This window comes from Nonomuraea aurantiaca (genome assembly GCF_020215705.1).
In the GTDB taxonomy this organism is placed as follows: Bacteria; Actinomycetota; Actinomycetes; order Streptosporangiales; family Streptosporangiaceae; genus Nonomuraea; species Nonomuraea aurantiaca.
Window position 1 is genome coordinate 22,283 of record NZ_JAIWNB010000005.1, and the last position, 23,546, is coordinate 45,828.

Annotated in this window: 21 protein-coding genes; 8 read left to right on the forward strand and 13 right to left on the reverse strand. The window is 70.4% G+C overall.

From position 1 onward, the window contains the following. Positions 1-5: 5 nt before the first annotated feature. Positions 6-1,367 (forward strand): phenylacetate--CoA ligase family protein, encoded by a 1,362-nt coding sequence (locus LDL49_RS14070; protein WP_225291470.1) that lies wholly within the window; start codon positions 6-8, stop codon positions 1,365-1,367. 414 nt (positions 1,368-1,781) lie between these two features. On the opposite strand, the gene LDL49_RS14075 is transcribed toward LDL49_RS14070, so the two are convergent. From LDL49_RS14075 to LDL49_RS14090, 4 genes are all read right to left on the reverse strand, one after another. Continuing rightward, positions 1,782-2,726, reverse strand: a complete 945-nt coding sequence (locus LDL49_RS14075; RefSeq protein WP_225291471.1) for an acyltransferase domain-containing protein — start codon at positions 2,724-2,726, stop codon at positions 1,782-1,784. Between the two features lie 234 nt (positions 2,727-2,960). Continuing rightward, positions 2,961-4,322 carry a cytochrome bc1 complex cytochrome b subunit gene (gene qcrB / locus LDL49_RS14080; RefSeq protein WP_225291472.1) on the reverse strand — a complete coding sequence of 454 codons (1,362 nt, stop codon included), beginning with the start codon at positions 4,320-4,322 and terminating at the stop codon, positions 2,961-2,963. Continuing rightward, the gene (locus LDL49_RS14085; RefSeq protein WP_225291473.1) at positions 4,319-4,516 is read right to left on the reverse strand and encodes a hypothetical protein; all 198 of its coding nucleotides are present in this window, start codon (positions 4,514-4,516) and stop codon (positions 4,319-4,321) included. Before LDL49_RS14085 ends, qcrB begins: the two co-directional genes overlap by 4 nt. A gap of 280 nt (positions 4,517-4,796) precedes the next feature. Beyond that, complete coding sequence (locus LDL49_RS14090; RefSeq protein ID WP_225291474.1) at positions 4,797-5,651, reverse strand: SDR family NAD(P)-dependent oxidoreductase; 855 nt, start codon at positions 5,649-5,651, stop codon at positions 4,797-4,799. A 266-nt stretch (positions 5,652-5,917) separates the two neighbouring features. Between LDL49_RS14090 and LDL49_RS14095 the strand changes: the two genes are divergently transcribed. From LDL49_RS14095 to LDL49_RS14115, 5 genes are all read left to right on the forward strand, one after another. Further along, on the forward strand, positions 5,918-6,544 hold the full coding sequence (locus LDL49_RS14095; RefSeq protein WP_225291475.1) for a TetR/AcrR family transcriptional regulator: 627 nt from the start codon (positions 5,918-5,920) through the stop codon (positions 6,542-6,544). Positions 6,545-6,888: 344 nt separating this feature from the next. Then, entirely contained in the window at positions 6,889-7,818 is a 930-nt protein-coding gene (locus tag LDL49_RS14100) for an alpha/beta hydrolase (protein WP_225291476.1), read from the forward strand. 103 nt (positions 7,819-7,921) lie between these two features. After that, on the forward strand, positions 7,922-8,563 hold the full coding sequence (locus tag LDL49_RS14105) for a biliverdin-producing heme oxygenase (protein WP_225291477.1): 642 nt from the start codon (positions 7,922-7,924) through the stop codon (positions 8,561-8,563). A gap of 53 nt (positions 8,564-8,616) precedes the next feature. Then, entirely contained in the window at positions 8,617-9,225 is a 609-nt protein-coding gene (locus LDL49_RS14110; RefSeq protein WP_225291478.1) for a TetR/AcrR family transcriptional regulator, read from the forward strand. 59 nt (positions 9,226-9,284) lie between these two features. After that, positions 9,285-10,685 carry an MFS transporter gene (locus LDL49_RS14115; RefSeq protein WP_225291479.1) on the forward strand — a complete coding sequence of 467 codons (1,401 nt, stop codon included), beginning with the start codon at positions 9,285-9,287 and terminating at the stop codon, positions 10,683-10,685. On the opposite strand, the gene LDL49_RS14120 is transcribed toward LDL49_RS14115, so the two are convergent. Further along, a complete protein-coding gene (locus LDL49_RS14120) occupies positions 10,675-11,904 on the reverse strand; it encodes a cytochrome P450 (RefSeq protein ID WP_225291480.1) in 1,230 nt (409 codons plus the stop codon). The two genes, LDL49_RS14115 and LDL49_RS14120, sit on opposite strands and share 11 nt — an antisense overlap. Before the next feature lie 67 nt (positions 11,905-11,971). On the opposite strand from LDL49_RS14120, the gene LDL49_RS14125 reads away from it, so the two are divergent. Beyond that, positions 11,972-13,366 (forward strand): FG-GAP and VCBS repeat-containing protein, encoded by a 1,395-nt coding sequence (locus LDL49_RS14125; protein ID WP_225291481.1) that lies wholly within the window; start codon positions 11,972-11,974, stop codon positions 13,364-13,366. 8 nt (positions 13,367-13,374) lie between these two features. On the opposite strand, the gene LDL49_RS14130 is transcribed toward LDL49_RS14125, so the two are convergent. From LDL49_RS14130 to LDL49_RS14155, 6 genes are read right to left on the reverse strand one after another with little or no spacing between them, the layout of a single operon-like run. Further along, positions 13,375-14,898, reverse strand: coding sequence for a sensor histidine kinase (locus LDL49_RS14130; protein WP_225291482.1), 1,524 nt, complete (start codon positions 14,896-14,898; stop codon positions 13,375-13,377). Between the two features lie 14 nt (positions 14,899-14,912). After that, positions 14,913-15,605, reverse strand: a complete 693-nt coding sequence (locus LDL49_RS14135) for a response regulator transcription factor (RefSeq protein WP_225291483.1) — start codon at positions 15,603-15,605, stop codon at positions 14,913-14,915. Further along, positions 15,602-16,147, reverse strand: a complete 546-nt coding sequence (locus LDL49_RS14140; protein WP_225291484.1) for a hypothetical protein — start codon at positions 16,145-16,147, stop codon at positions 15,602-15,604. Before LDL49_RS14140 ends, LDL49_RS14135 begins: the two co-directional genes overlap by 4 nt. Before the next feature lie 22 nt (positions 16,148-16,169). Then, on the reverse strand, positions 16,170-17,447 hold the full coding sequence (locus LDL49_RS14145; RefSeq protein ID WP_225291485.1) for an ABC transporter permease: 1,278 nt from the start codon (positions 17,445-17,447) through the stop codon (positions 16,170-16,172). Then, the gene (locus LDL49_RS14150) at positions 17,444-18,175 is read right to left on the reverse strand and encodes an ABC transporter ATP-binding protein (RefSeq protein ID WP_225291486.1); all 732 of its coding nucleotides are present in this window, start codon (positions 18,173-18,175) and stop codon (positions 17,444-17,446) included. The genes LDL49_RS14145 and LDL49_RS14150 overlap by 4 nt, the downstream gene beginning before the upstream one ends. Further along, entirely contained in the window at positions 18,172-19,281 is a 1,110-nt protein-coding gene (locus LDL49_RS14155) for an efflux RND transporter periplasmic adaptor subunit (protein WP_225291487.1), read from the reverse strand. Before LDL49_RS14155 ends, LDL49_RS14150 begins: the two co-directional genes overlap by 4 nt. 177 nt (positions 19,282-19,458) lie before the next feature. On the opposite strand from LDL49_RS14155, the gene LDL49_RS14160 reads away from it, so the two are divergent. After that, positions 19,459-21,108: an efflux RND transporter periplasmic adaptor subunit gene (locus LDL49_RS14160; RefSeq protein WP_225291488.1), complete on the forward strand. Its 1,650-nt coding sequence runs from the start codon at positions 19,459-19,461 to the stop codon at positions 21,106-21,108. A 78-nt stretch (positions 21,109-21,186) separates the two neighbouring features. On the opposite strand, the gene LDL49_RS14165 is transcribed toward LDL49_RS14160, so the two are convergent. Both LDL49_RS14165 and LDL49_RS14170 read right to left on the reverse strand, forming a co-directional pair. Further along, complete coding sequence (locus LDL49_RS14165; protein ID WP_225291489.1) at positions 21,187-22,713, reverse strand: alkaline phosphatase D family protein; 1,527 nt, start codon at positions 22,711-22,713, stop codon at positions 21,187-21,189. A 116-nt stretch (positions 22,714-22,829) separates the two neighbouring features. After that, the gene (locus tag LDL49_RS14170; protein WP_225291490.1) at positions 22,830-23,297 is read right to left on the reverse strand and encodes a WD40 repeat domain-containing protein; all 468 of its coding nucleotides are present in this window, start codon (positions 23,295-23,297) and stop codon (positions 22,830-22,832) included. Positions 23,298-23,546 lie beyond the last annotated feature (249 nt).

Below are 23,546 nucleotides of genomic sequence, written 5' to 3' on the forward strand. Positions count from 1 at the left end.
GAGAAATGGACCCGCTTGCGCTTTTCCATCAGGTGGCCGCGTCGGTGCCCGCGTACGGGGAGTTTCTCGCCGAGCACGGCGTCGACCCTGGCCAGGTTTCCACTATGTCCGACTTCGCGCGATTGCCGCTGCTCACCAAGGACGGCTACCTCAACCGCCACCCACTCCCCCGGCTCTGCCGCGACGGCGTGATCGGCGACATGATCGCGGTCTCGTCCGGTTCGACGGGCACGCCGTCGTTCTGGCCGCGTTCGGTGTCCGACGAGCGGGTGATCGCCGCGCGGTTCGAGGAGGTGTTCCGGGACTCCTTCGAGGCCCGGGAGCGCAGGACGCTGGCCGTCGTCTGCTTCGCGCTCGGCACCTGGGTGGGCGGGCTGTTCACCGTGGCCTGCTGCCGACACCTGGCCGAGCGCGGCTACCCGATCACTGTGGTCGCCCCTGGCAGCGACAAGCGGGAGATCCTTCGCGTACTCCCGCAGCTGGCCCCGCACTTCGACCAGGTCGTACTGCTCGGCTATCCGCCCTTCCTCAAGGACGTCATCGACGCGGGACTGCCCTGGACCAGATGGAACGTCAAGCTCGTCACGGCCGGCGAGGTGTTCAGCGAGGAGTGGCGCACGCTCGTGGCGAGCCGGGCGGGCATCGCCGACCCGGTGCGCGGCATCGCCTCCCTGTACGGCACGGCCGACGCGGGCGTGCTGGGCAACGAGACGCCTCTTTCGGTGGAGATCCGCCGGTTCCTGGCCGGACGTCCTGGGGCGGCGAGGGAGCTGTTCGGGGAGTCGCGACTGCCGACGCTCGTCCAGTACGACCCCGAGGTCCGCTTCTTCGAGGAGCACGAGGGCACGCTGGTGTTCTCGGGCGACAACGGCATCCCCCTCGTCCGCTATCACATTGCCGACGAGGGCGGGATCGTGCCGTTCGAACGGATGACGCGTTTCGTACGGCAGCACGGCTTCGAGCCTTCGGCGACCGGCCCGTCCCGGCCCTTCGTCTACGTGTTCGGGCGCAGCCACTTCACCGTGTCCTACTACGGGGCGAACGTGTTCCCGGAGAACATCTCCGTGGGGCTGCAGCAGCCCACGGTCAGCTCGCTGGTGACCGGGAAGTTCGTCATGGAGACGGTCGAGGACGACCGGCGCGACCGGCACCTGACGGTGACGGTGGAGCTCATGCCCGGCGAGAAGCCGTCGGAGGAGACGGCCAGGCTGGTGGGCGAGTCGATCCTCGAACAGCTGCTCCGGCTCAACAGCGAGTTCGCGGCCTATGTACCGATGGCCCAGCAGGCGCCGTTCATCCGGCTACGGGAACTGGGCGACCCCGAATACTTCCCGCCCGGCACCAAACACCGCTACACCCGGGCATGACGACCGTCCGGCAGGACGATCCCAGACGGGTCGATCCCTGCTGTTGCGCCTGCTGCCGGAATTCGCATCCATCTCATCAACCTCATCGCACACGACCACCGCCCCGCCCAACACGCCGCCCACTGCTCCGACCTCAACCACGCGGCTGATGGCCGCCGCCTGCTGGTCGTGATGTGGGAGGCGGGCACGAGGAAGCGGGCGCGGGCCTGCCGATCGGGCCGCCCGCCACGTCGCGCTCGATCGCCCGGACGGGATCGGCGTGCTCCTGGAAGTGTTGCTGAGGACGTGTCCTGTCTCGTCGGACTTGCGGCATGAGACCTCCTTGAACCGCGGTGCCGCAGAATCGATGCGACGAATCGACGGAGCCACGGCTCATCGATCATGAGGCCGATCCGTGGATGTCTCGCGGCCCAGCTAGATCGGGAAGTGGCCGCGGCGGATGCGCCAATGGCGGCCGGCCTTCAGGTGGTCGACGATCGCGCGCTGGAGCACGGTGCGGCGCGGCAGCTGGTCGAGCGGCGTGGTCAGGGTGCGGAACACGAACCGCAGCACCTCGACGTCGGCGTCCTGCCCCTCCGGCTCCGCGTAGGGCTCCAGCTCGAACCTCTGCTGGAACCGGACGATGTTGGAGTCTCCGGGCAGGTACTCCAGTAACTGGGGGTCGAGCAGCCACGAGCCGCAGGAGAACGCCGTGTAGTGCTCATCGGGAAAGTGGCGTGGGAAGAACGCGCGGGCCTCGTCGAGCGACGCCGCGACCGCCTCCGGGGTCATCGGCCCCGACTCGGGGATGTGCAGGTCGATGGTGGTGCCGCCGCGCTGGTGCTGCAGCCGGCCCAGCTCGTAGATGCCGCCGCGCGCGTGCAGCGTCAGCCAGCTCTGCATGACCGGCCAGCCCTCGCGGCGCATCCGCCGGTCGATCGCGAGGTTGCGGCCCAGGTCCGCGAGGGTCACCCACGACACGGCATCGGCGATGCCGTGGTCGCGGTGGTACTCCATGACGACGTCGACCAGGGCCAGGTACGCGTACACGTAGAGATGCCGCCAGGCGGGACCCCGTTCACGTGGCAGCTCCGGACCGGGCGGCAGCCAGCCGTGGCCTCCGAGATCGGCGCGGACCAGGGCGATCGAGCGGTCGAGCAGCCAGCGCAGCTCCGGAGTCCACAGTGGAGAGCCGGGGTCGGGCCAGCCCGCCATGATCTCGGCGGCGTCGTCCGGCCGCACCGCGAGCCGGTCGAGGATGGCGGGCGCGTCGGCCTTGGCGGGCAGCGGAGCCGACGGCCGGTCGCCGGCGAGCCGGTGCACGCGGTCGACGTCCTCGACGGGTACCCCGAGCCGGGCGGCGGTGTCGTCCAGAGCCACGCGGACGATCCTACGACCACCGGCAACGCCATGGATCTACCTCGTGTCCTGTTCGGTTGACCTCCTGCTGTCCTCGGCGTGAGAGGACTGCGAGCAGGGTCACCAACTGCCTTCAGCCGGTGAGACGGCCGACGATGAGCACCTCGCGGCCTGCCTCGGCGGCGGCGATCGCCGTCCGCAGCCCCGCCGGCCTGAGCCGATGAGCAGGACGTTCACCGGGCGTGGATCTCGATGTCAGTGTTGATCGGCATAGGTACTTCCGTAAGTGAGCATTGCGGGAGCCGCCCGGTGGTCCTCGGTGTATTCACCGAGAGGCGATCGGCGGACGACGCCGGTCTCGATGCCGTGTGTTCGCACTTCCCGCTCCTGGGCTCGCAGGGCCAGGCAGATGCGGCGGGTGACCTCGAAGACCACGACCGGTCCGGCGATGAGCGCGATGCGGAAGAACCAGGTGACGGCGAACAACGACAGGCTGAAGTGGTGGGCGAGCTGGTCGTTGGCGGCCGCCGCCCACAGCAGGCCGTAGAAGGTCATACCGGCGGCGCCCAGGGCGGTGCGGACGGCGGCCTCACGGGGCCGATCCAGGGGACGGTGGACTCCTCGATCGCCGGTGAGCCGACGTTCGAGGAGGGGGTAGGCGGCCAGGACGGTGAAGAAGGCGCCCGGCACGACCAGGGCAGGAATGAGGACTGACAGGGTGAGCGGGTGGCCGGCGACAACGGGTTCCCAGCCGGGCATGATGCGGATGGCACCGTCCAGGAAGCCCATGTACCAGTCGGGCACCGCGCCCGCGCTCGTGGTGCCCGGCCTGGCCGGGCCGTACAGCCAGATGGGGTTGATCTGCGCGAGGGTGCCCAGCAGCGTGAGCACGCCGCAGGTGGCGAGGAACAGCGCCAGTGAGCTCAGCGGCGGCACGTGGGCCGCGCCCGGGTAGTGGGTACGGCCGTGCCGCCGGAGCAGCCGGCGCCGGACGATGAGCAACTCGATCATGATCGCCGGAACGAGCAGCACGTGCAACCAGTAGAACAGCGGGATGACCTGCTCGCCGGGGACGGCTTCGCCGAAGAGCAGGCCGGTCAGGTAGGTCCCGGCGAGCGGGATGGCTTGGGTGACGCCCTGGATCAGCGCGAGGCTGCCTCCGGACAGCATGTCGTCGGGCAGGATGCCCCCGGTGACACCCGCGACGATGCCCAGGATGAACAGGCCGACCCAGACCAGCCAGTTCAGGCCGTGCGGACGACGGAAGGCACCGGTGAAGAACAGGCGCAGCAGCTGCAGGCTGATGGCGGCGACGAGGATCAGCGTGGCCCAGTGGTGGACCTGCCGCATCAGCAGGCCACCGCGCACCTCCAGGCTGATCTCCAGCGTGGAGGCGAACGCGCGGCTGACCGGCACTCCGCGCAGCGGGGTGTAGTGGCCCTGATAGATCACCTGGGTCATGTCGGGGTCGTAGAAGAAGGTCAGGAAGGCTCCGGTGACGACGAGCACCACCAGGCTGTAGACCGCGATCTGACCGAACAGGAACGACCAGTGGTCGCTACGGCCGCGCGGCCGCGCCCCCACCGCGCGCGCGAGCCGTAGATGCAGGCGCTTCATGAGTGGACCGAGTCGGGGTCGGCGCTGTCCGGCGGCACCGCATCTCCCCGGGCCGGCCCGAGCGGCACGGCGTCCAGCGCCCGGTCAGCGGCGGGCCTGATCCGATCGCGGTGGGTGGCCAGGTTCTTCTCAAGGGTGTCGAGCATGGGCCGGGACGCCGAGAGGCCGCCGCGGCCACGGTGGTTGGACTGCATGGGTGTTCAAAACCTTTCAGGCGGTGGGGCTGAACTGCTCGGTGAACAGATCCGCGCCCTCGCACGCGGAGACCATCGCGGCCGGGGGCGACGAATGGGCCCTCGGGAGAGGGCGGCTGTCCGATGTCAGTGCTGGTGGCTCCGGTGTCCGAGGGTTCGAACTACCTCGCCGACGGCAAGCTCACGACACGAACCGGAGAGGCGCCCCTATCCAGCGCCAACTCCCGCCGGGAGCGTGCGTCGAGCCGCGAAGAACGACGCGGCTCAGAGCTGGAAAGGCTCAAACCGCGGCCTGCTGGTCGGCCTTGCCGTGCGCCTCCACCGACAGGTCCTGCCAGTCGGCCCACATCTTGAGCCGGTCGGCGTAGGCCTGCTGGATCATCGGGTGGAAGCCCTGGCCGAAGAGAATCCGCAGCGGTGGGTTGTCGGAGTCCACCAGCTTGAGCAGCGTCTGGGCCGCCGCGGCCGGGTCGCCGGCGGGCATCTTGCCGGCCATCGCGCCGAGGCGCTGGCGGAGGCCGTCGTAGGCCGGGTCGGGCTGGGCCACATGGCCGTTGTCGAGCGGGTCGGGGTTCTTGCCGGAGCGGGTGGCGAAGCCGCCGGGCTCGATGATGGTCACCTTGACACCGAAGCCGGCGACCTCACCGGCGAGGGCCTCGTTCAAGCCCTCCAGGGCCCACTTGGAGGCGTGGTACGCGCCGCCGAGCGGCATGGCGATGAGGCCGGCGGCCGAGGACAGCTGGATGATGCGTCCCGAGCGCTGCTCGCGCAGGTAGGGCAGGGCGGCCTGGACCACCCACACCGCGCCGAACAGGTTGGTCTCCAGTTGGTCGCGCAGCTGCTGCTCGGTCAGCTCCTCGACCGCGCCGATCTGGGCGTAGCCGGCGTTGTTCACGATGACGTCCAGGCGGCCGAAGTGCTCGGCGGCCCGCGTCACGCTCTCGAAGACGGCAGCCTTGTCGGTCACGTCCATCGCGAGCGGGAGCACCGCGTCGCCGTAGGCAGCGACCAGGTCGTCAAGGCTTTCGGCCTTCCGGGCGGTCGCGGCCACCTTGTCGCCACGAGACAGCGCCGCCTCGACAAAGCTGCGGCCCAGGCCGCGAGACGAACCAGTGACGAACCAGACCTTGCTCATGATGACATTCCATTCTTCCGTTGCTGACTGCTACCGGACACGAGACGCCGACGACCTGATCCCTGTGACAGGTGCGGCTCTGTGATCTGCGCCATAGAACGTTTGCAGGTGCAGGTGTGCAGTCATTGCACTGTCGTGCAACGACTGCACCAAGATATACTCATGCCGCGAACGGCCGTCAAGCCAGCCGCAGACCGGCCCGAGGGATGACCGACCGAGGAATGACCGACCGAGGAATGACCGACCGAGGAATGACAGGGGGCACGATGACAAGTGACGAACCAGTCCGCCGCGGCGGACGCGAAGCGCAGCGCCGCCGCACCCGCAAAGCGATCGTCGACGCGGCGGTCCGCCTGAGCGCCGTCGGAGCAACGCCGTCCATCGACGAGATCGCGGCCGCCGCCGACGTGTCACGCCGCACGATCTACATGCACTTCCCGACCCTCGACCACCTGCTGATCGACGCGACGGCCGGCGCGCTCAACGAGCCCCCGGTCGAGGCGGCACTGGCCGACCCCGCGCTCGCCAACGATGCCGTAGCCCGCGTAGACGCCCTCATCCGGACACTGCTGGAGTACTCACCGCAATCCCTCCCCCTGGGCCGCCGGCTGATCCGTCTAACCGTCGATCCGGCGCCGAACGACGCTCAGGAGGGAGCCGCCCCGCGCCGGACTCGCCGCCGGGTGGAATGGCTGGAACAGGCCTGCGAACCACTCCGGAGCACCCTCAGCGAGGAACAGTTCCAGCGCATCATCTCGGCCCTGACCATCGTGGTCGGCTGGGAGGCGCAGATAGCTCTACGCGACGTCCGCGGCCTTGACCCTCAGGCCGAACAGGAGACCATCACCTGGGCCGCACGTGCCCTGGTAGAGGCAGCGATCAAGGAAAAGTGACCTCCGCCCTGCCGCGTACGCGATGGGCTCACGTCATGAGGCGGCATGAGCCAGCCCAATGAGGCGGCAGGAGCCAGCCCGGCTTCACGCGGTTACCAGCCCAGCTTCACGCGGTCATCAGCGCTGGTGGGCCGCGACTCCAGCAACCCGGTCAGCTCGTATTTCACCGCCCGGCCTGGCGCTTCCGCTCGTCCAGCGGGAGGGTCCGGCCCAGATCGCCCGCCACGCCAACGGCCCATCCCCATCAAGCGCTTGCGTGCGGCCTTGTCAGCCCCAGGTACTACCCGATAATTCAACCCCAGCGGTGACGCGGTCGACGGCCTCTCGTTCGTAGCTTTCCGTGCATGCTCAGAATGCTCACGCTCGCCGGAAGTCTCGCGTTCGGCGCGGTCCTGGCGCTGCCCGGCCAGCACAGTGGCCGGCTCGTGAAGGTCTACGGCGACCTGGCCACCGCTGATCGGGTCGCCATCGTGGTGCCGGGGGCGGACACGACGGTGGCCACCTTCGAAGCGAGCACGAAGCGGCCGGGAGGCGCGGCGCGGGCACTGATGGCCGAGGCCGCCAAGGTGGGCCACGGCGAGCGGCTGGCCGTGATCGCCTGGCTCGGTTATGACGCGCCGCCTACGTGGAGCCTGGGCGCCATCACCGACACGGCGGCGATCGAGGGGGCGAAGGCGCTGCGCCGTACCGTCATGGAGCTGCACGGGCGGACGTCCGCGCCGATCGCGTTGCTGTGCCACAGCTACGGCTCGGTGGTGTGCGCCAAGGCCGGAGCGGACCTGCCCGTCGCGGATGTGGCGCTGTTCGGAAGCCCCGGCATCGACGCATCGTCCAACCACGCACCGTATGGCAGTGCGCCATCGGACCGCCCGCCGTCAGACCACGCACCGTCAGGCCGTACGCCCTCTGACCGTGCGCTGTCCGACCCTGCGCTCTCCGACCGGGCACCATCTGGCCGCCCCCTGTCCAACGCTTTGTCCGACGCGTCAGATCACCCGCCGTCCGACCACGGAGCGGCCGGCCAAGTGCCGTCTCCCGCCAGGGTGTGGGCGGGTGTGGGTGGAAGCGATTGGATCAGGTTTGTGCCGAAGGTGAAGCTCGGGCCGCTCGGTTTCGGAGCCGACGCGCTGAGCCCCGGGTACGGGGCGCGGGTGTTTGAGGTGGGGCCCGGCGGGCACAGTGACTACTTCGCACCAGGCACGCCGTCGCTGCGCAATCTCACGCTGATCGCCCTCGGCCGCCCCGGCGATGTGACGGCTGCGGCGCCAGCATGACAGGGTCGGGTTTAATGACAGAGTGTCGTCATCAACTTGACGGGCCCGTCCAGGGTTTGTGACACTTTGTCATGAAAGACCCGGCAATACATTGAGGTGAAGCGTGACGTCGTTCTCCGAGACCTTGAAGAACGCCACTTGGAGCGACCACGAGTCGGCCGAGGACGAGAGCTACCTCAAAGAGCTGATGGGCGGCCGGTTGAGCGAGCACGACTACGGCGAGCTCGTCGCCCAGCACTACTTCGCCTACCTCGCCCTCGACGGCGCCGCCAAGGCCCTGGCCGACCACCCGGTGGCCGGCCGGTTCGTCTTTCCGGAGCTCTATCGGGAGCAGGCGCTGGAGCGTGACCTGCGGACCGTCTACGGTGCCGGCTGGCGTGACCGGATCGTGCCCTCGAAGGCGACCCGGACCCTGGTGGCGCGGATCGAGCAGGTGGCCGACTGGCCGGGCGGCTACATCGCCCACCACTACACCCGCTACATGGGCGACTTGTCGGGCGGGCAGTTCATCCGGATGGAGCTGCAGAAGATCTACGGCTACCAGAAGGGCGGCGGGGTCGACTTCTACCTGTTCGACGAGGTCGGCAGCCTGCCCCGGTTCAAGAACGAATATCGCGCCCGCCTCGACGCGCTGCCCTTCGGCGAGCGGGAGCAGCAGCGTGTGATCCGTGAGGTCAAGCTGGCCTACCAGCTCAACACCGAGGTGCTCGGCGAGCTGCTCCACGTGGTCAAGGCCGCCGCATAGGGCATACGAGAAGTCGGCCTATAGCCGGATGGGCACCGGCCTACCATGGACGCATGCCCCGCATCTCCGCAGCCACCATCGGTGAGCACCGAGCCCAGACGCGCGATCGCATCCTCGAGGCCGTCGCCCGCCTGTCGAGGGCGCAGGGGATCGACGCCATCTCCATGACGGACGTGGCGCACGAGGCCGAGATCACCCGGACCGTCCTCTACAACTACTACCCGGACAAGGCCGCCCTGCTGCTGGCCTTCACCGAGCGGGTCACCAGCTACTTCATCGAAAGCTACGAGCAGGAGCTGCCGGCCGTCGCCTCCCCCGCCGACAGGCTGCGGGTGTTCGTCCGGCTGCAGCTGGCCGGCCTGCTGGCGCACCCGCACCCGGGAGCGGCGGATCTCAGCGCCGCCCTCGGTCCTGACGCCTACCAGCAGCTCGCCGAGCACGTGGCGCCCATGCAGCGCATCCTGGTGGGGATCCTGGAGAGCGGGATCGAGTCGGCCGAATTCCAGGTGGTCGATGTGGAGGCCACGGCCCGAATGATCATCGCGGTGATCGGCGCGGAGCGAGTGCCTCTGATCAGCGGCGCGGTCACCGTCGAGGCGGCGGAGGCGTTGGTGACGGGCTTCGTGCTGAGGGCCCTGGGCAACGCTGAGGGTGCTGGGTAGAACCTGTCCATGGAGGGGGCTGCCCGCTATGCACCCAAAGGGATGACAAGATTGCCCTCATGCAGGACGACCACGTAGCGCTCAAGTCCGCCCGAGGACGCTGGATCCTGGCGGCGACCGTGCTGGGCTCCGGGATGGCCATGCTCGACAGCACCGTGGTCAACGTGGCGCTGCCCTTCCTCGGCGCCGACCTCGACGCGGACATGGCCGGCCTGCAGTGGACGATCAACGCCTACACGCTCACCCTGGCCGGGCTGATCCTGCTGGGCGGCTCGCTCGGTGACCGCTATGGCAGGCGCAAGGTGTTCCTGATCGGCACGGTCTGGTTCGCGCTGGCCTCGGCGCTGTGCGGGCTCTCGCCGAACGTCGAGTTCCTGGTGGCCGCCCGCGCGCTGCAGGGCGTCGGCGGCGCGCTGCTCACCCCGGGGTCCCTGGCGATCATCCAGGCGTCGTTCGTCAGGGACGACCGGCCGCGCGCGGTCGGCGCCTGGTCGGGACTGGGTGGGGTGGCCGCGGCGATCGGCCCGCTGCTGGGCGGGGTGCTGGTGCAGACAGCGGGCTGGCGATGGGCGTTCCTGCTCAACCTGCCGGTCGCGGCGCTCGTCGTGCTGGTCACGCTGCGGCACGTGCCCGAGAGCAGGGACGAGCAGGCCGCGGGCCGGTTCGACGTGCTGGGCGCGGTGCTGGCGGCGCTGGCCCTGGCCTGCCTCACCTACGGCCTGATCGAGAAGGGGGCGGCGATCCCGCTGGTCGTGGGGGTGGTGCTGGGCGTGGCGTTCGTGGTGCTGGAGAAGCGCAGGTCCCCCGACGCGCTGGTGCCGGTGAGCATCTTCCGGGATCGGGTGTTCACGGCCGTGAACGTGGTGACGCTGATCATGTACGCGGCGATGGGCGTGGTGTTCTTCCTGCTCGTCGTGCAGTTGCAGGTGGTGTCCGGGTTCAAGGCGACCCCGGCCGGGCTGTCGCTGCTGCCGACGACGATCCTGATGCTGCTGCTGTCGGCGCGCGCAGGCGAGATGGCCAAGCGCTACGGCCCGCGCTGGCCCATGACGATCGGCATCCTGGTGGCCGGGCTCGGGTTCCTCTGGATGAGCACGATCGGCTTCGGCGCCTCGTACGTGTTGCAGGTCCTGCCCGCGGTCACGGTGTTCGGGCTCGGTCTGTCGGCGGCGGTGGCGCCGCTGACCGCGACCGTGCTGGCCACCGCCGAGGAGCGCCACGCGGGTACGGCCAGCGGCGTCAACAACGCGGTGGCCCGCACCGGCAGCCTGCTCGCGGTGGCCGCGGTGCCGCCCCTGGTCGGCCTGGTCGGCGACGCCTTCAAGAACCCGCCCGTCTTCAACGCGGGCTTCCACGCCGCCATGCTGATCAGCGCCGCGATGATGGTCGTCGCGGCACTGATCACCTTCCTGACGATCAGAAGGAACGTCCTGGCCCCGGAAGAGCAGCTCAGAACGTGAAGCCCTGACTGCGGACGCTGTTGTCGAAGTTGGACAGCAGCAGCTCCGGCTCGCCAACGGCGCGAATCTCCGGCAACCTGGTCAGCAGCACCCGGAACATCGTCCGCATCTCCTGCCTGGCCAGGTTGGCGCCCAGGCAGAAGTGCGGGCCCGGCCCGCCGAAGCCGACGTGCGGCTTGGTCTCGCGGGTGATGTCGAAGCTGTCGGGATCGGGGAAGACCGTCTCGTCGCGGTTGGCCGAGCCGTAGAAGAGCACCACCTTGTCGCCCTTCTTCAGCTCCAGGCCGCGCAGGGAGTAGTCCTGGGTCAGCGTGCGCCGGAACTGCATGATCGGCGACACGTAGCGGACCATCTCCTCGATCGCGTTGCCGATGCGGCCGTCGAAGTCCTCCATCAGCAGGTCGCGCTGCGCGGGGTTGTCGGTGAGCAGCTTGATGCCGTGGGCCATCGTGTTGCGGGCGGTCTCGTTGCCCGCCACCAGGAGCAGGGCGAAGAAGGAGCCGAGCTCGCGGTCGGTGAGCTTCTCGCCGTCGGGGTTGGCGGTGACGAGCAGGGACACCAGGTCGCCCTGCGGATCGGCGGCCCGCTCGTGCCCCAGCTTGATCACCATGCGCTGGAGGGCGAGGAGGGCCAGCATGTTCTGGCCGGCGAGCTGAACGCTGCGGACCAGGCTGGGGCGTACGCCCGTGTAGGCGGTGGAGACGTCGACGTGCTCGTGGACCTTCGCCCGCAGGTCGTCGGGGATGCCCATCATGTCGCAGATGACGTGGATGGGGAGCCGGGCCGCGACCTGGCCGACGAAGTCGCGCGGGCCCTGCTCGATCACGTCGTCGACGATCCGCTCGCACGCGGCCTCGATGTCGTCCTGCAGGCCGGAGAGCATGCGCGGGCTGAACGAGCGGGTGACGATGCGCCGCAACCGCGCATGGCGCGGGTCGTCCATGTTGACCATCGACTCGCCGAACACCTGCTTGACCCAGCCCGGCGGCTCGGGGTTGGTGACGGCGGGCTCGCTGGAGAAGACTTTGGCGTCGCGGCTGGCCTCCACCACGTCCGCGTGCCTGACCAGGGCGTAGAAGCCGCTGCCGGATCGGAGGAAGGGCACCTTCTTCTCCGGGAAGAACACGGGATGCTCTAATTGCCGGAGTCTGGCGAACGCCTCATTCCGCGCCTTGGGGGACTGGCGCCAGAAACCCAGATCCGCGAGGTCGATGTCCACCCGCCTATCCTGGCACGTTCCCGTGGCGTTAAGACCTGGTTCGGTCGGGGTGGAAATACCTACGGGTATGAACGCACTGCTAGCCGCCTGCCTGGTTCTTCCCCTCGTTTCGGGTACGACCCACGCCGCGGCTCCGTCGTGTGGCGGATCCCCTTCCGACTTCGACGGCGACGGCCGTCCCGATCTGGCGGTGGCCGCCCCCTACGACAACCGGCGGGCCGGCTCCGTGACGGTCGTCTACGGCAGCGGGCGCAAGGAGAAGCTGACCCAGGAGAGCGCCGAGCCGGGCGACTCGTTCGGCTCGGCTCTCGCGGTCGGCGACTTCAACGGAGACGGATGCGCCGACCTCGCGGTGGGCGTGTCAGAGGAGTTCGTGGGCGAGCGCGTGCCGGGGGCCGACGGCAACGGCGTCGTCGAGCTGTTCCACGGCTCGCCCACGGGCCTGCGGCCGGGCAAGGAGCTGGCGCCGGCGAAGCCGTCGAGCGACCGGTTCGGGGCGTCACTGGCCGCCGGTGATCTCGACGGCGACGGGCGCGACGAGCTCGCGGTGGGCGCTCCTGGCCACCGTACGGGCGGCGGCGTCACGATCTACTGGATGAAGGGCCGCAAGCCGTACCAGATCACCCAGAAGACCCCCTGGGTACGGCAGGCGGCGAACGTGACGGACCAGTGGGGCGCGGCCCTGGCGACCGGCGACTTCAACGGCGACGGGCGCGCCGAGCTGGCCGTGGGCGCGCCCGCCGACAGCGTCACCCAGGACGGCCAGGGCTCCGTCACCGTCATCGACGTGCGGAGCCGGCGGGCCGGGCTCCTCACCCAGAGCAGCCCCGGGTTCAAGGGCTCGGCGGAGAAGTGGGACGCGTTCGGGGCGGCGCTGACGACCGGCGACTTCGACGCCGACGGGCACGACGACCTGGCCGTCGGCGTACCCGGCGAGGGGCTGAGCGCCAACCAGCGGGCGATGGACTACGGCGACGGCGCCGTGCACGTCCTGTACGGGAGCGGGAGCGCGCTGCTGCGCGGCGCCCGGTCGGAGATGTGGACGCAGCGGCTGCTCAAGGGCACGCCCCGGTACTACGACCGGTTCGGCGCCGCGCTGGCGGCCGGGGACTTCAACGGGGACGGCGACGACGAGCTGGCCGTCGGCGTACCCGGAGAAAAGGGGGTCCAGGTGCTGGCCGGGGCCAGGAAGGGCGGGCTGACCAAGGACGGCAACCTGCTCATCAAGGGCAAGGGGCGTGACTTCGGCGCGTCCCTGGCCGCGCTGCCCGCGCTCGGCGGTCGCTACCGGCAGCTCACCAAGGAGCGTCCGCTGTACGGGCTGGTGGTGGCGGCGCCGGACCAGGGCAAGGTGCTGTACGTGCCCGGCTCGCGCCGGACGGGCCTGCGTCCCGGCCTGCTGCCGGGGAGGGTCCGCGAGCTGAGCAGCGGCCCCGGCCTGTACGGCTACGCGTTCGGCTGAGCCCCCGGCTAAGACCCGTGCGGTTGAGCCCCGGCCTGTCCGCTCGGCTGACGCTGCGACCGGGTGGCCTGGGACGGGGCGAGCGGGAGCGTGACGCGGAAGGTGGCGCCCTTGCCCGGCACGCTCGACGCGGCGACGCTGCCCCCGTGCGCCTCGACGAGGGTGGCCGCGATCGACAGCCCCAGCCCGGCACCGCCGGCGCTGCGCGCCGGATCGGCCCGGTAGAAGCGCTCGAACACCCGCTCGGCCACCTCCCGCGAGAAGCCGGGCCCTTCGTCGGCCACCTCGACGACGGCCTGCCCGTCACGCGCGCCGACCCCGACGGTGAAGGCCGTGCCCGGCGGCGTGTGGCTGAGCGCGTTGCCCACGAGGTTGCCCAGCACCTGCCCGAGCCGCGGCTCGTCACCGGTCACGAACACCGAACCCTCGCTCCCGTACAGCATGACCAGCTCGATCTTCCGGTCCGGCGCGAGCGTCTGGGCGTCGATCACGGCGGTGGCGGCGAGGCTGAGCACGTCGACGGGCTGCGCGCCGAGCTCGCGGCGCTGGTCAAGCCTGGCCAGCAGCAGCATGTCCTCGACCAGCAGGCCCATCCGCGCGGCCTGCCCCTCGATCCGGCTCAGCAGCCGGGTCGCCTCCGCCAGGTCCTTGTCCGCCCCGAGCCGGAACAGCTCGGCGAAGCCCCTGATCGAGGTGAGCGGGGTACGCAGCTCGTGCGAGGCGTCGGCCATGAACCTGCGGGTCAGCTCCTCCGAGCGCCGCGCCGACCGGGCCGACTCGCGGGCCGACTCGGCCGCCGCCTCGCGCTCGCGGACGGCCACCTCGATGCGGCCGAGCATGCCGTTCAGGGCCCGGCCGAGCTTGCCGACCTCGGTGGTCGCCGCCCAGAGCGGCACGCGGCGGGACAGGTCGCCGTCCGCGATGTGGCGGGCGGTCCGCTCGATCTCCCCCAAAGGGCGCAGACTCCGCCGTACGAGCCAGTAACAGGCGAACCCGAGTACCACGAGCGTCCCGCCGCCGCCGACCGCCACGATGAGCAGCAGCTGGGAGACCGTGTCGTCCAGGTCGCCCAGGCTGATCGCGATGATCCTGCTGTCGCCGTCGCGGCCCGGCATGGCCACGGCCCGCCAGGAGGGTCCCTGCGGGTCCTGCGAGTCGACGGTGAAGGGCTGCCCGGCCATGAGCGCGACGTCGGCGCTGGTGAGCCTGGGCAGCTTGGGGGTGTGCGTCTCGGTGGACTCGGTCATGGTCCGGATCTTGGCGCCGGTGGAGTCCACGAGCACCGAGTGGAACAGGCCGAAGAAGCGCTGCGGGCGCAGGCTCGGCTGCGGCTCAGGCGGCGGCGGAGCGCCCCGCCACGGCACGCTGGCGGCACGCAGCTGCTGGTCGACGCGCTCGACGAGATAGCCGCGCAGCAGCCGTACGGCGAACAGCCCGGTCAGCGTGATGGCCAGCGTGACCATCAGCAGCGTGGCCGAGACGAGCCGCAGCCAGAGCGGCGTCCGCGCGAGATACCTCCTCAGTCCTGCCATTCGGGAAGCCGGGGTCAATCCTTGGGCGGGCGCAGGATGTAGCCGACGCCACGCAGGGTGTGCAGGTATCTCCGCTCGCCGGTGTCGATCTTGCGGCGCAGATAGGAGACGTAGGACTCGACGAGCCCCACGTCGGTGCGCCAGTCGCCGTTCCAGACGTGGTCGAGGATCTGCGTCTTGGACAACACCCGTCCCGCGTTGAGCATGAAGTAGAGCAGCAGCCGGTATTCGGTGGGCGAGAGCCGCACCTGGACGCCGTCGCGCCACACCTCATGCGTCTCCTCGTCCAGCTCCAGGTCGGCGATGCGCAGCCGGTTCGGCGGCGGCGCGCCCCGCCGGGTCCGGCGCAGCACCGCCCGGATGCGGGCGATGACCTCCTCCAGGCTGAACGGCTTGGTCACGTAGTCCTCGCCGAGCCCGAGCCCGGCGAGCCGGTCCTCCGGCGTGTCCTTGGCCGTCACGAACAGCACCGGAACCCGGCGGCCGCGGGACCGCAGCCTGCCCGCGACCGCCAGGCCGTCCAGGTCGGGCAGCATGACGTCCAGCATGACCAGGTCGGGCGTGCTCTGCTCGGCGACCCGCAGGGCCTCCTTGCCGTCGGCCGCCGTGAGGACCTCGAACCCGGCCATCCGCAGGCTGGCGGAGAACAGCTCCCTGATGTTGGGCTCGTCGTCCACCACCAGCAGCCTGGCCTCCGGCTCGGTCATCTGCCGACTCCCCCCTGGCTGATCGAGGTGGCGGCCACCGAGCCGTCCCCGCCCTTCTCGCCGCGGACCACGACGTTGCCGCCGGTCTGCAGATCGGCCAGCTTGCCCGGCTTGGTCACCTGGACCGTGGTCGCGTCGGTGGTGGTGACCGTGACCGTGGAGCCGTCCATGGTCTTGACGTAGATCTTGCCGCCTTCGACCTTCTCGACCGTGCCCACGGTGCCGCCGCCGGCGCCGCCCATCCTCTGACCGTACCCGCCCGGTACCTGCTGCCGGCCGCCTGGCTGCTGGCCGTACCCGCCGGGCTGCCTGCCCTGCTGGCCGTACCCGCCTGGCAGCTGCCGGCCGCCCGGCTGCAGGGCGGCGGCGGCCGTGGCGGGCGCGCCCAGCGCCTTCTGCGCCTGGATGCCGATCACAACCCCGGCCACCAGCACCACGCCCGCGATCAGTCCGAGCGTCACCTTCGACAGGGGCTTCCGTGGCTGGACGGCCAGCTCGCTGTCCAGATCGTCCGGATACGGCGAGCCGTCGAGTTTGGCCATTTCTGTCTCCTTCGGGGGTCTGTCACTCATGGCGCAGGGCCTGGATCGGCCTCAACTTGGCCGCCCTGTTGGCGGGATAGCTGCCGAAGAACAATCCGATGCCGACGGAGACGCCCAGCGCGAGCGCGACCGACGACGGAACGAGCACCGGCTGGATGCCCGCGACGGTGAAGCGGGTGCCCAGGAACGCCACCAGCACCCCGGACAGCCCGCCGACCAGGCTGAGCAGCGTGGCCTCCATCAGGAACTGGCCCAGGATCGCGCTCCTGGGCGCGCCGATGGCCTTGCGGATGCCGATCTCCCTGGTCCGCTCCGTGACGGTCACCAGCATGATGTTGGTGATGCCGATGCCGCCGACCAGCAGCGAGATCGCCGCGACCGCGCCGAGCAGCACGGTGAACGTGCCGGTCGCCGCGCTGACGGTCTCCTGCAGGGTGGCCTGGTTGAGGATCCGGAAGTCGGCCGAGGCGGTGCCGGTGATGCCGTGCCGCTGGTTGAGGATGGCCGTGACCTCCGACTGCGCCGACTCCGTCGCCGTCGAGCCACTCGCCTGCACGACGATGGAGTTGAGCGAGCCGAAGCCGGTCAGGCTCTGCTGTACGGCCGGCAGCGGCGCGATGGCCACGTCGTCGGCGTCCTGGCCGCCCGTCGACCCGGTCTCCTTCAGCACGCCGACGACCGTGAACGGCACCCCGGAGACCGTCACCTGCCTGCCGATCGGGTCGAGGGTGCCGAACAGCTCCTCGACCACGGTCTGCCCGAGCACCACGATTTTCCTGGCGGCCAGCACGTCGTCGTTGAAGAAGTACGTGCCCTTGGTCACCGGCTTGTTCGTGGCCTCGAAGTAGCTGGGGTAGGTGCCGACGAGCTGGGCGATCGAGTGGCTGGCCGCCCCGTAGGTGGTGGCGGCCGAGGAGGCGGTCACGACCGGCGAGACCGACTTGACCGACGGGGCCACCGTCTTGTCGGTCAGGGCCTTGGCGTCGGCGAGGCTGAGCTCCCTGGCCTGGGTACGCGGGCCGGTGTTCTGCTGCACGCCGCCGGGTGCCCCGCCTCCGCCGCCCCGCCCGAATGCGCCGCCTCCACCGCCGCCGCCCGCGAAGGACTGGGAGATCGTCAGCGTGTTGGCGCCGAGCCGCTGGATGTTCTTCTGGATGCTCTGCGAGGAGCCCTCACCGACGGCGACGAGCATGATGACCGCGGCGACGCCGATGAGGATGCCGAGCGTGGTCAGCGAGCTGCGCATCTTGTTGGCCAGCAGCCCGCGCAGGGCGAAGCGCAGGACCTCGAACTGGTTCATCGGGCGACCTCCGCCATCCGCGGCGGCGGCCCGTCGATCGGGCCCTGCCGGACGTCCTCCACGATCGCGCCGTCCACCAGCCTGATGACCCGCTTGGCGTGCGCAGCCACGTCGTTCTCGTGCGTGATGAGCACGATCGTGCGGCCCGACTCGCTGAGCCTGTCCATGATCTCCAGTACGTCCTGCGTGGAGGCGGTGTCGAGGTTGCCGGTCGGCTCGTCCGCCAGCAGCAGGGCGGGGGCGGTGATGAGCGCCCTGGCCACGGCCACGCGTTGCTGCTGACCGCCGGAGAGCTGGTTGGGCTCGTGGTGGATGCGGTCCGACAGGCCGACCTGCTCCAGCGCGGCCAGCGCGCGCCTGCGCCGCTCGGCCTGGCCGACGCCGCCGTAGACCAGCGGCAGCTCGACGTTGGCCAGCGCGCTCATGCGCGGGATCAGGTTGAACGACTGGAAGACGAAGCCGACCCGGCGGTTGCGCAGCTTGGCGAGCTGGTGCTCGTCGAGCTGCCCGACGTCGGCGCCGTCGATCAGGTAGCGGCCGGTGGTGGGGACGTCCAGGCAGCCGAGGATGTTCATCAGCGTCGACTTGCCGGAGCCGGAGGCGCCCATGATGGCGACGTAGTCCCCCTGCTCGACGTCGAGGTTCACGCCGCGCAGCGCCCGTACCCTGGCGTCGCCCTCGCCGTACTCCTTGACCAGGTTCTGCACGCGCAGGACGGGAGCGGTCATCGCCCGCCTCCCGGTACGCCGCCGCCACCGGGGAAGCCACCGCCGAAGCCACCCTGCCGCTGGTTGTTGCCGGTGCCCGTGGTCGTGGTGGCCGGCGGGACGATCTGGTCGCCTTCGGAGACGCCCGACTTGATCTCGGTCAGCGAGGCGCCCTGTACGCCCACCTCGACCGGGGTTCTGACCTGCCGGCCGTTCTTGAGCAGGGTGACCGTGTTCTGCCCGCCGCTGGTGGAGATCGCGGTGGAAGGGACGGAGATGACGTTCTCCGCCTCGCCGGTCACCACCTCCACCGTGGTGGTCTGCCCGAGTCGCACCTGATTGGGGACCTTGGTGAAGGAGATCGTCACCGGATACTGCACGACGTTGTTGCTGGTGGCGGCGACCGGCTCGATCTGGGTGACCTTGCCGGTGGCGGTGACGCCCGGCAGCGCGTCGAACGTGACGGTGGCCGCCTGGCCGACCTTGAGCTTGCTGATGTCCGACTCGGTGAAGGTACCGACCAGCTGGAGCTTGCCGGTGTCGGCCAGGTCGATGAACCCGGACCCCGATCCGCCGCCCGACTGACCGCTCTGCCCGCTCTGGCCGGTGCTCTGCGTGGTGGAGGTGCCGGAGGACGTGCCGGATCCGTTGGAGGAACCGCCGACGGCGCCGTTGACGGCCGTGACCGTGCCGCCGAACGGCGCTCGCAGCACCGTCGCCGCGGCCGTCCGCTGGGCCTCGCGGTAGGCGTTGCGCGCCTTGATGTAGGCGGCGTAGAGCTGGGCGGTCGAGGTCCCGTCGTCGACGGCGCTGTTGTACGTGGCGCGGGCGGCCGACAGGCTCTCCTGTGCCGCCGCGTCGTCGAGCCTGGCCAGGATGTCGTCCTTGCGGACCTTGTCACCGGCCTTGACGTAGATGTGCTCGACCGTGCCACTCGTGCCGAACGTGAGCGCTCTGCTCTTGGAGCTCTCCACCGCCCCCGAGGCGGACACCGAGGCGGTCACGGTGCCGCGCCCGGCGGTCACCGTGCGGGTGACCGTCTCGCTCGCCACCTCGCCCGTGCCGAGCTGGGCGTACGCGAACGCGACCCCGCCCAGCAGGAGCACGCTCAGGGCTCCGTTGGTCATCAGCGCTCTGCGCCTTGTCGACACCTTCACAGGCGGTGACCCTTGCACACCAGTCTGCGCTGGAGCCGGGAGCTAGCTGAAGGTTCGCTGACAAAACCGGAGCATACGGAGACACACAGACAACTCTGAGCCCGCTCGCAGCCTGGTACGAACCTGTTCACGCCATGATGGGCCTTCATGAGATCGACTATCCCGCCGAAGGCGCTCAAACTCGGCGGGCTCGCCCTGGCCGTCCTGGTGGCCGGCTCCGGCCTGGTGCTGGCGCTCCGTGACGACTCGGAGCCCGCCGCCCAGGTACGGCTGGCCGCGGCCAAGCGGGGCGTCGTCACCGCCTCGGTCACGGCCGCGGGCAACACCGTGGACGGCTCGCGGCGTGACCTGGGATTCGGCGGCTCCGGAACGGTGACCAAGGTCTACGTCAAGGTCGGCGCCAAGGTCAAGAAGGGGCAGGTACTGGCTCGGGTGGACAGCCGGGCGGCCCGCGAGAACTACACGGCCGCCACCGCCGACCTGGCCGCCGCCGAGGAGGCCCTCGAGACCGCCTCGACCGCCGCCACCAGCACGTCGTCCAGCGCGGCCTCGTGCGCGCCGAGCAGCGGCGGCGGCACGTCCGCCTCCGTCGCCGGGGCGGTCGCCGCCAAGGGCGCCTTCGGACCTTCGGCGGTTCCGGTCGTGGACGCCGACAAGGGCGCCTCCGGGCCTTCCGCAGTTCCCGTCGTGGGCACCGGCAGGGGCGCCTTCGGGCCTTCCTCGGTGCCCGTCGCGGACGCTGGCCCCGCCACCACGCTTACTCCGGGCACGACGCCGACCCCCCGGCCCACCTGGACGCCGACGCCGGAGCCCACGCCGAGCGGCCACGAGCCGCAGCCCACCGTCACGGTCACCGTCACGGCCACGGCGACCGTCACCGCGACCGTCACCGCGACCGTCACGGCCACGCCGGACGGCGGCCGTCCGTCGGCCTCGCCGACCGGCACCTCCACCGGCAAGCCTTCCGCCAAACCCACTGGGAAGCCCACGGGCAAGGCCACCGGCGAACCCACAGGTAAGGCCACCGGGAGGCCAACGGGCAAGCCGACGCCCGGCGCCTCGGGCCGGCCCACCGGGAAGGCCACGCCCGGAACCCGCCAGTCCCAGGGCGGCAGCCCCTGCTCCGGTACGAACGGCAAGGGCGGCATCAGCGAGGACCAGGCCAGCGCGAACGTGGACCGCGCCCAGGCTGCCCTTGTGCAGGCCACCGACGCGGTGCGCGGCACCCGGATCGTGGCCCCCACCGTCGGCACGGTCCTGTCGGTGGCGGGATCGGTCGGCGACACGGCGGGCACCAGTACGTTCATCAGCCTCGGCGACCTGAACGAGCTCCAGGTCGACGCGCTGGTCACCGAGTCCGACGTGAACAAGCTCAAGCTCGGCCAGCAGGCGAGCATCACCCTGGCCACGCGGGGCGCGGAGAAGTATCCGGCCACGGTCACCCGCATCGCGCCGACCGCCACCGTGAGCAACCAGCTCGTCCGCTACTCGGTGACGCTCGCCTTCGACCAGCCGCCGCGCGGGCTGATGCTCGGGCAGACCGCCTCGGTGTCGGTGACGACGGGCACGGCCGATGACGGGATCTACGTACCGGCAGAGGCGGTGAAGAGCCGGGCCGACGGCACCAGCGTGGTCACCGTACGCTCGGGCGGGCACGACGCGGCACGGGTGGTGCGTACCGGGGTGCGCGGGGACCAGTACGTGGAGATCACCTCGGGCCTGAGCGAGAGCGACCAGGTGGTCATGGCGGACAGCGGCACGGGCGAGTTCCCGGACGACAGCTGGCCGGAGAGCTGACCACCCACCGGCCGGGCCACAGGGGTGGCTCGGCCGCGTCTGCGTTGAGCGAACCCTCAGCCCTTTGACAGCGAACGTTCAGGCTCGGGGTCCGGCGGTGGCCGGGATGGTGAGGCTGTGGGCGGTCTTGGCCGGGGCGCCCTTGCGGGAGATGTAATCCAACGTCCGGAAATCCACCGAAATATCATCACGAGTGACCTTGGCCATCAGGTAGCCCCGCCGCTGGTCGATGTAGGAGATGTGCGGGTTCTCCTGCAGCGCCTCGGCGATCCACGTCCGGTCCCGGTACCCGTCCCCGTCACTGGCGATCGACGACGTCACCAGTTCCCTGGCCACCACGGGCGAGTCGGGGTCGTCGAAGTCGGTCTTGAGCTCGGCCAGGTGGTGCATGTGGGCGTCGCCGGTCAGCACGACGGGGTTCGAGGTGCCGGACAGCGAGCCCAGCAGCCGGGTCCGCTCGGCGGCGTACCCGTCCCACGAGTCGAGGTTCACCTCGCGGCCCGGTCCCACCTTGTAGTCGCGCTGCGCCATCAGGATCTGCTGCCCGAGGAGGTTCCACCGGGCGTCGGAGCCGCGCAGGCCGTCCTCCAGCCAGCGCCACTGGTCGGCGCCCAGCAGCGTACGCCCGCTCGCCAGCCGCTCGTCGCACCCGGCGCGTACCCCGTCCAGGCACGCCTGGTCGTCACGGAACTGCCGCGTGTCGAGCAGGTGGAAGCGGGCCAGCGACCCCCAGGAGACGCGCCGGTTCACCCGCAGCACCGCGCCCTGCAGGCTCGCCCGGCGCAGCGGCATGTTCTCGTAGTACGCCCGGAAGGCGTCCGCCCGGCGCCGGGTGAAGTGGGGAGCGTCGGTGCTGGAGACGGACCCGGCCCAGTTGTTCTCCACCTCGTGGTCGTCGAAGGCCACCAGCCACGGCGCCACCGCGTGCGCCCGCTGGAGGTCGTGGTCGCTCTTGTACTGGGCGTGCCGGAGCCGGTAGTCGGCCAGCGTCTCGCACTTGCCCGGCGTATGCGTACGCACCCGACCGGCCAGCGCGGTGTAGCCGCTGGGGCCGTACTCGTACATGTAGTCGCCCAGGAAGACCACCAGCTCGGGCTCCTGCTCGGCCAGCCGCCGGTAGGCGGTGTAGTAGCCGTGCTCGTAGTGCGCGCACGCGGCGATCGCGAACGTGAGCGGCCGCTCCCCCGTGGGCGTGGTCCTGGTACGCCCCGCGGGTGAGAGCCTGCCCTCGCTCTTGAACCGGTAGAAGTAGTCGCGCCCCGGCTCCAGGCCCGCGACCTCGACGTGGACGCTGTGAGCGGCGCCCGGCCGCGCCTCGGCCGTACCGGATTTGACGATCTTGGAGAAGCGCTCGTCGGTGGAGACCTGCCAGTCGACGTCCACACCACGGGAGGGCATGCCGCCGCGACCGTCTCCGGCGAGGGGGTTCGGGGCGAGGCGGGTCCAGAGGACGAAGCCGTCGGTGGACGGATCTCCGGAGGCCACGCCGAGGGTGAAGGGGTCGGATTTGAGGGTTCTGGTCTGCTGGAAAGAGGCTGCTGCTGCCTGCTGGGAGGGCGCGAGGAACGTCACTGCCGCTGCGGCGAGGAAGGATCTGCGGTCCACGGTCCAGGTATGTCCACCTCGACTGACAGGGTTGTGACAGTGGAGTCAAGGCTGGATGAACAGCGTCGGTCGTCCAGCTCCGGCGGCTGAACCCGCCGCGCCCGAGTGCAGGCCCCTCAGATCGTCCGGCAGCTGTTCTGGTAGGGGAGTTCATGGATGTGGGCCTTCCAGTCCGCCGGGGACAGGGCGCCGAACTGGGCGCAGAACGCATCCTTGATCTTGCCGGGTGCGATGACGTGGGTGCGGAGACGGCTGTGGCCGTCGACGGCCAGGACGGTCGAGCCGTCCCGGGTGAACGCCAGCGAGTACAGGGAACTGATGCCCAAGGAGTCGGCTTCCGGTGGAATGCCGGCGAGCGGTAGCCCGAGAGGCCGGTTGGTGGCGACGTCCCACAGCTGGATCTGGTCCGCCGCGTCCGGCACGGCCAGGAGACGTCCGTCGGGAGAGAAGGCCACAGGGGCGCCGCCGATGGACGCCTCCCCCTCCTGCCGCAATGTTCGGCTGTTCCGAAGCCGGAGCTTGCCACTGTCGCTGTGGTAGTCGGCGAGAACTCCGGCAGAGCTCAGCGCTACCGGACGATCCATGCCAGAGTCGGGCGGGACCACCCGCGCGCCGGTGGAGGCGTCGACAACGCCCTGGTCCGAAGAGGAGATGATGGTCCGGCCATCCGGGCCGAAAAAGACCTGACCGTCCGGCACGGGTGTTGCGCGCTCTGGCCGAAGTGGTCCGCGCGGTGTGGGGCAAACGCTGACCCGGTGACCGGGACCACCATCCACGCGGCGGCGACTGCGATCCTCTGTCCCACCCGAGCCCCCAGTCGATCCCGGTCACCC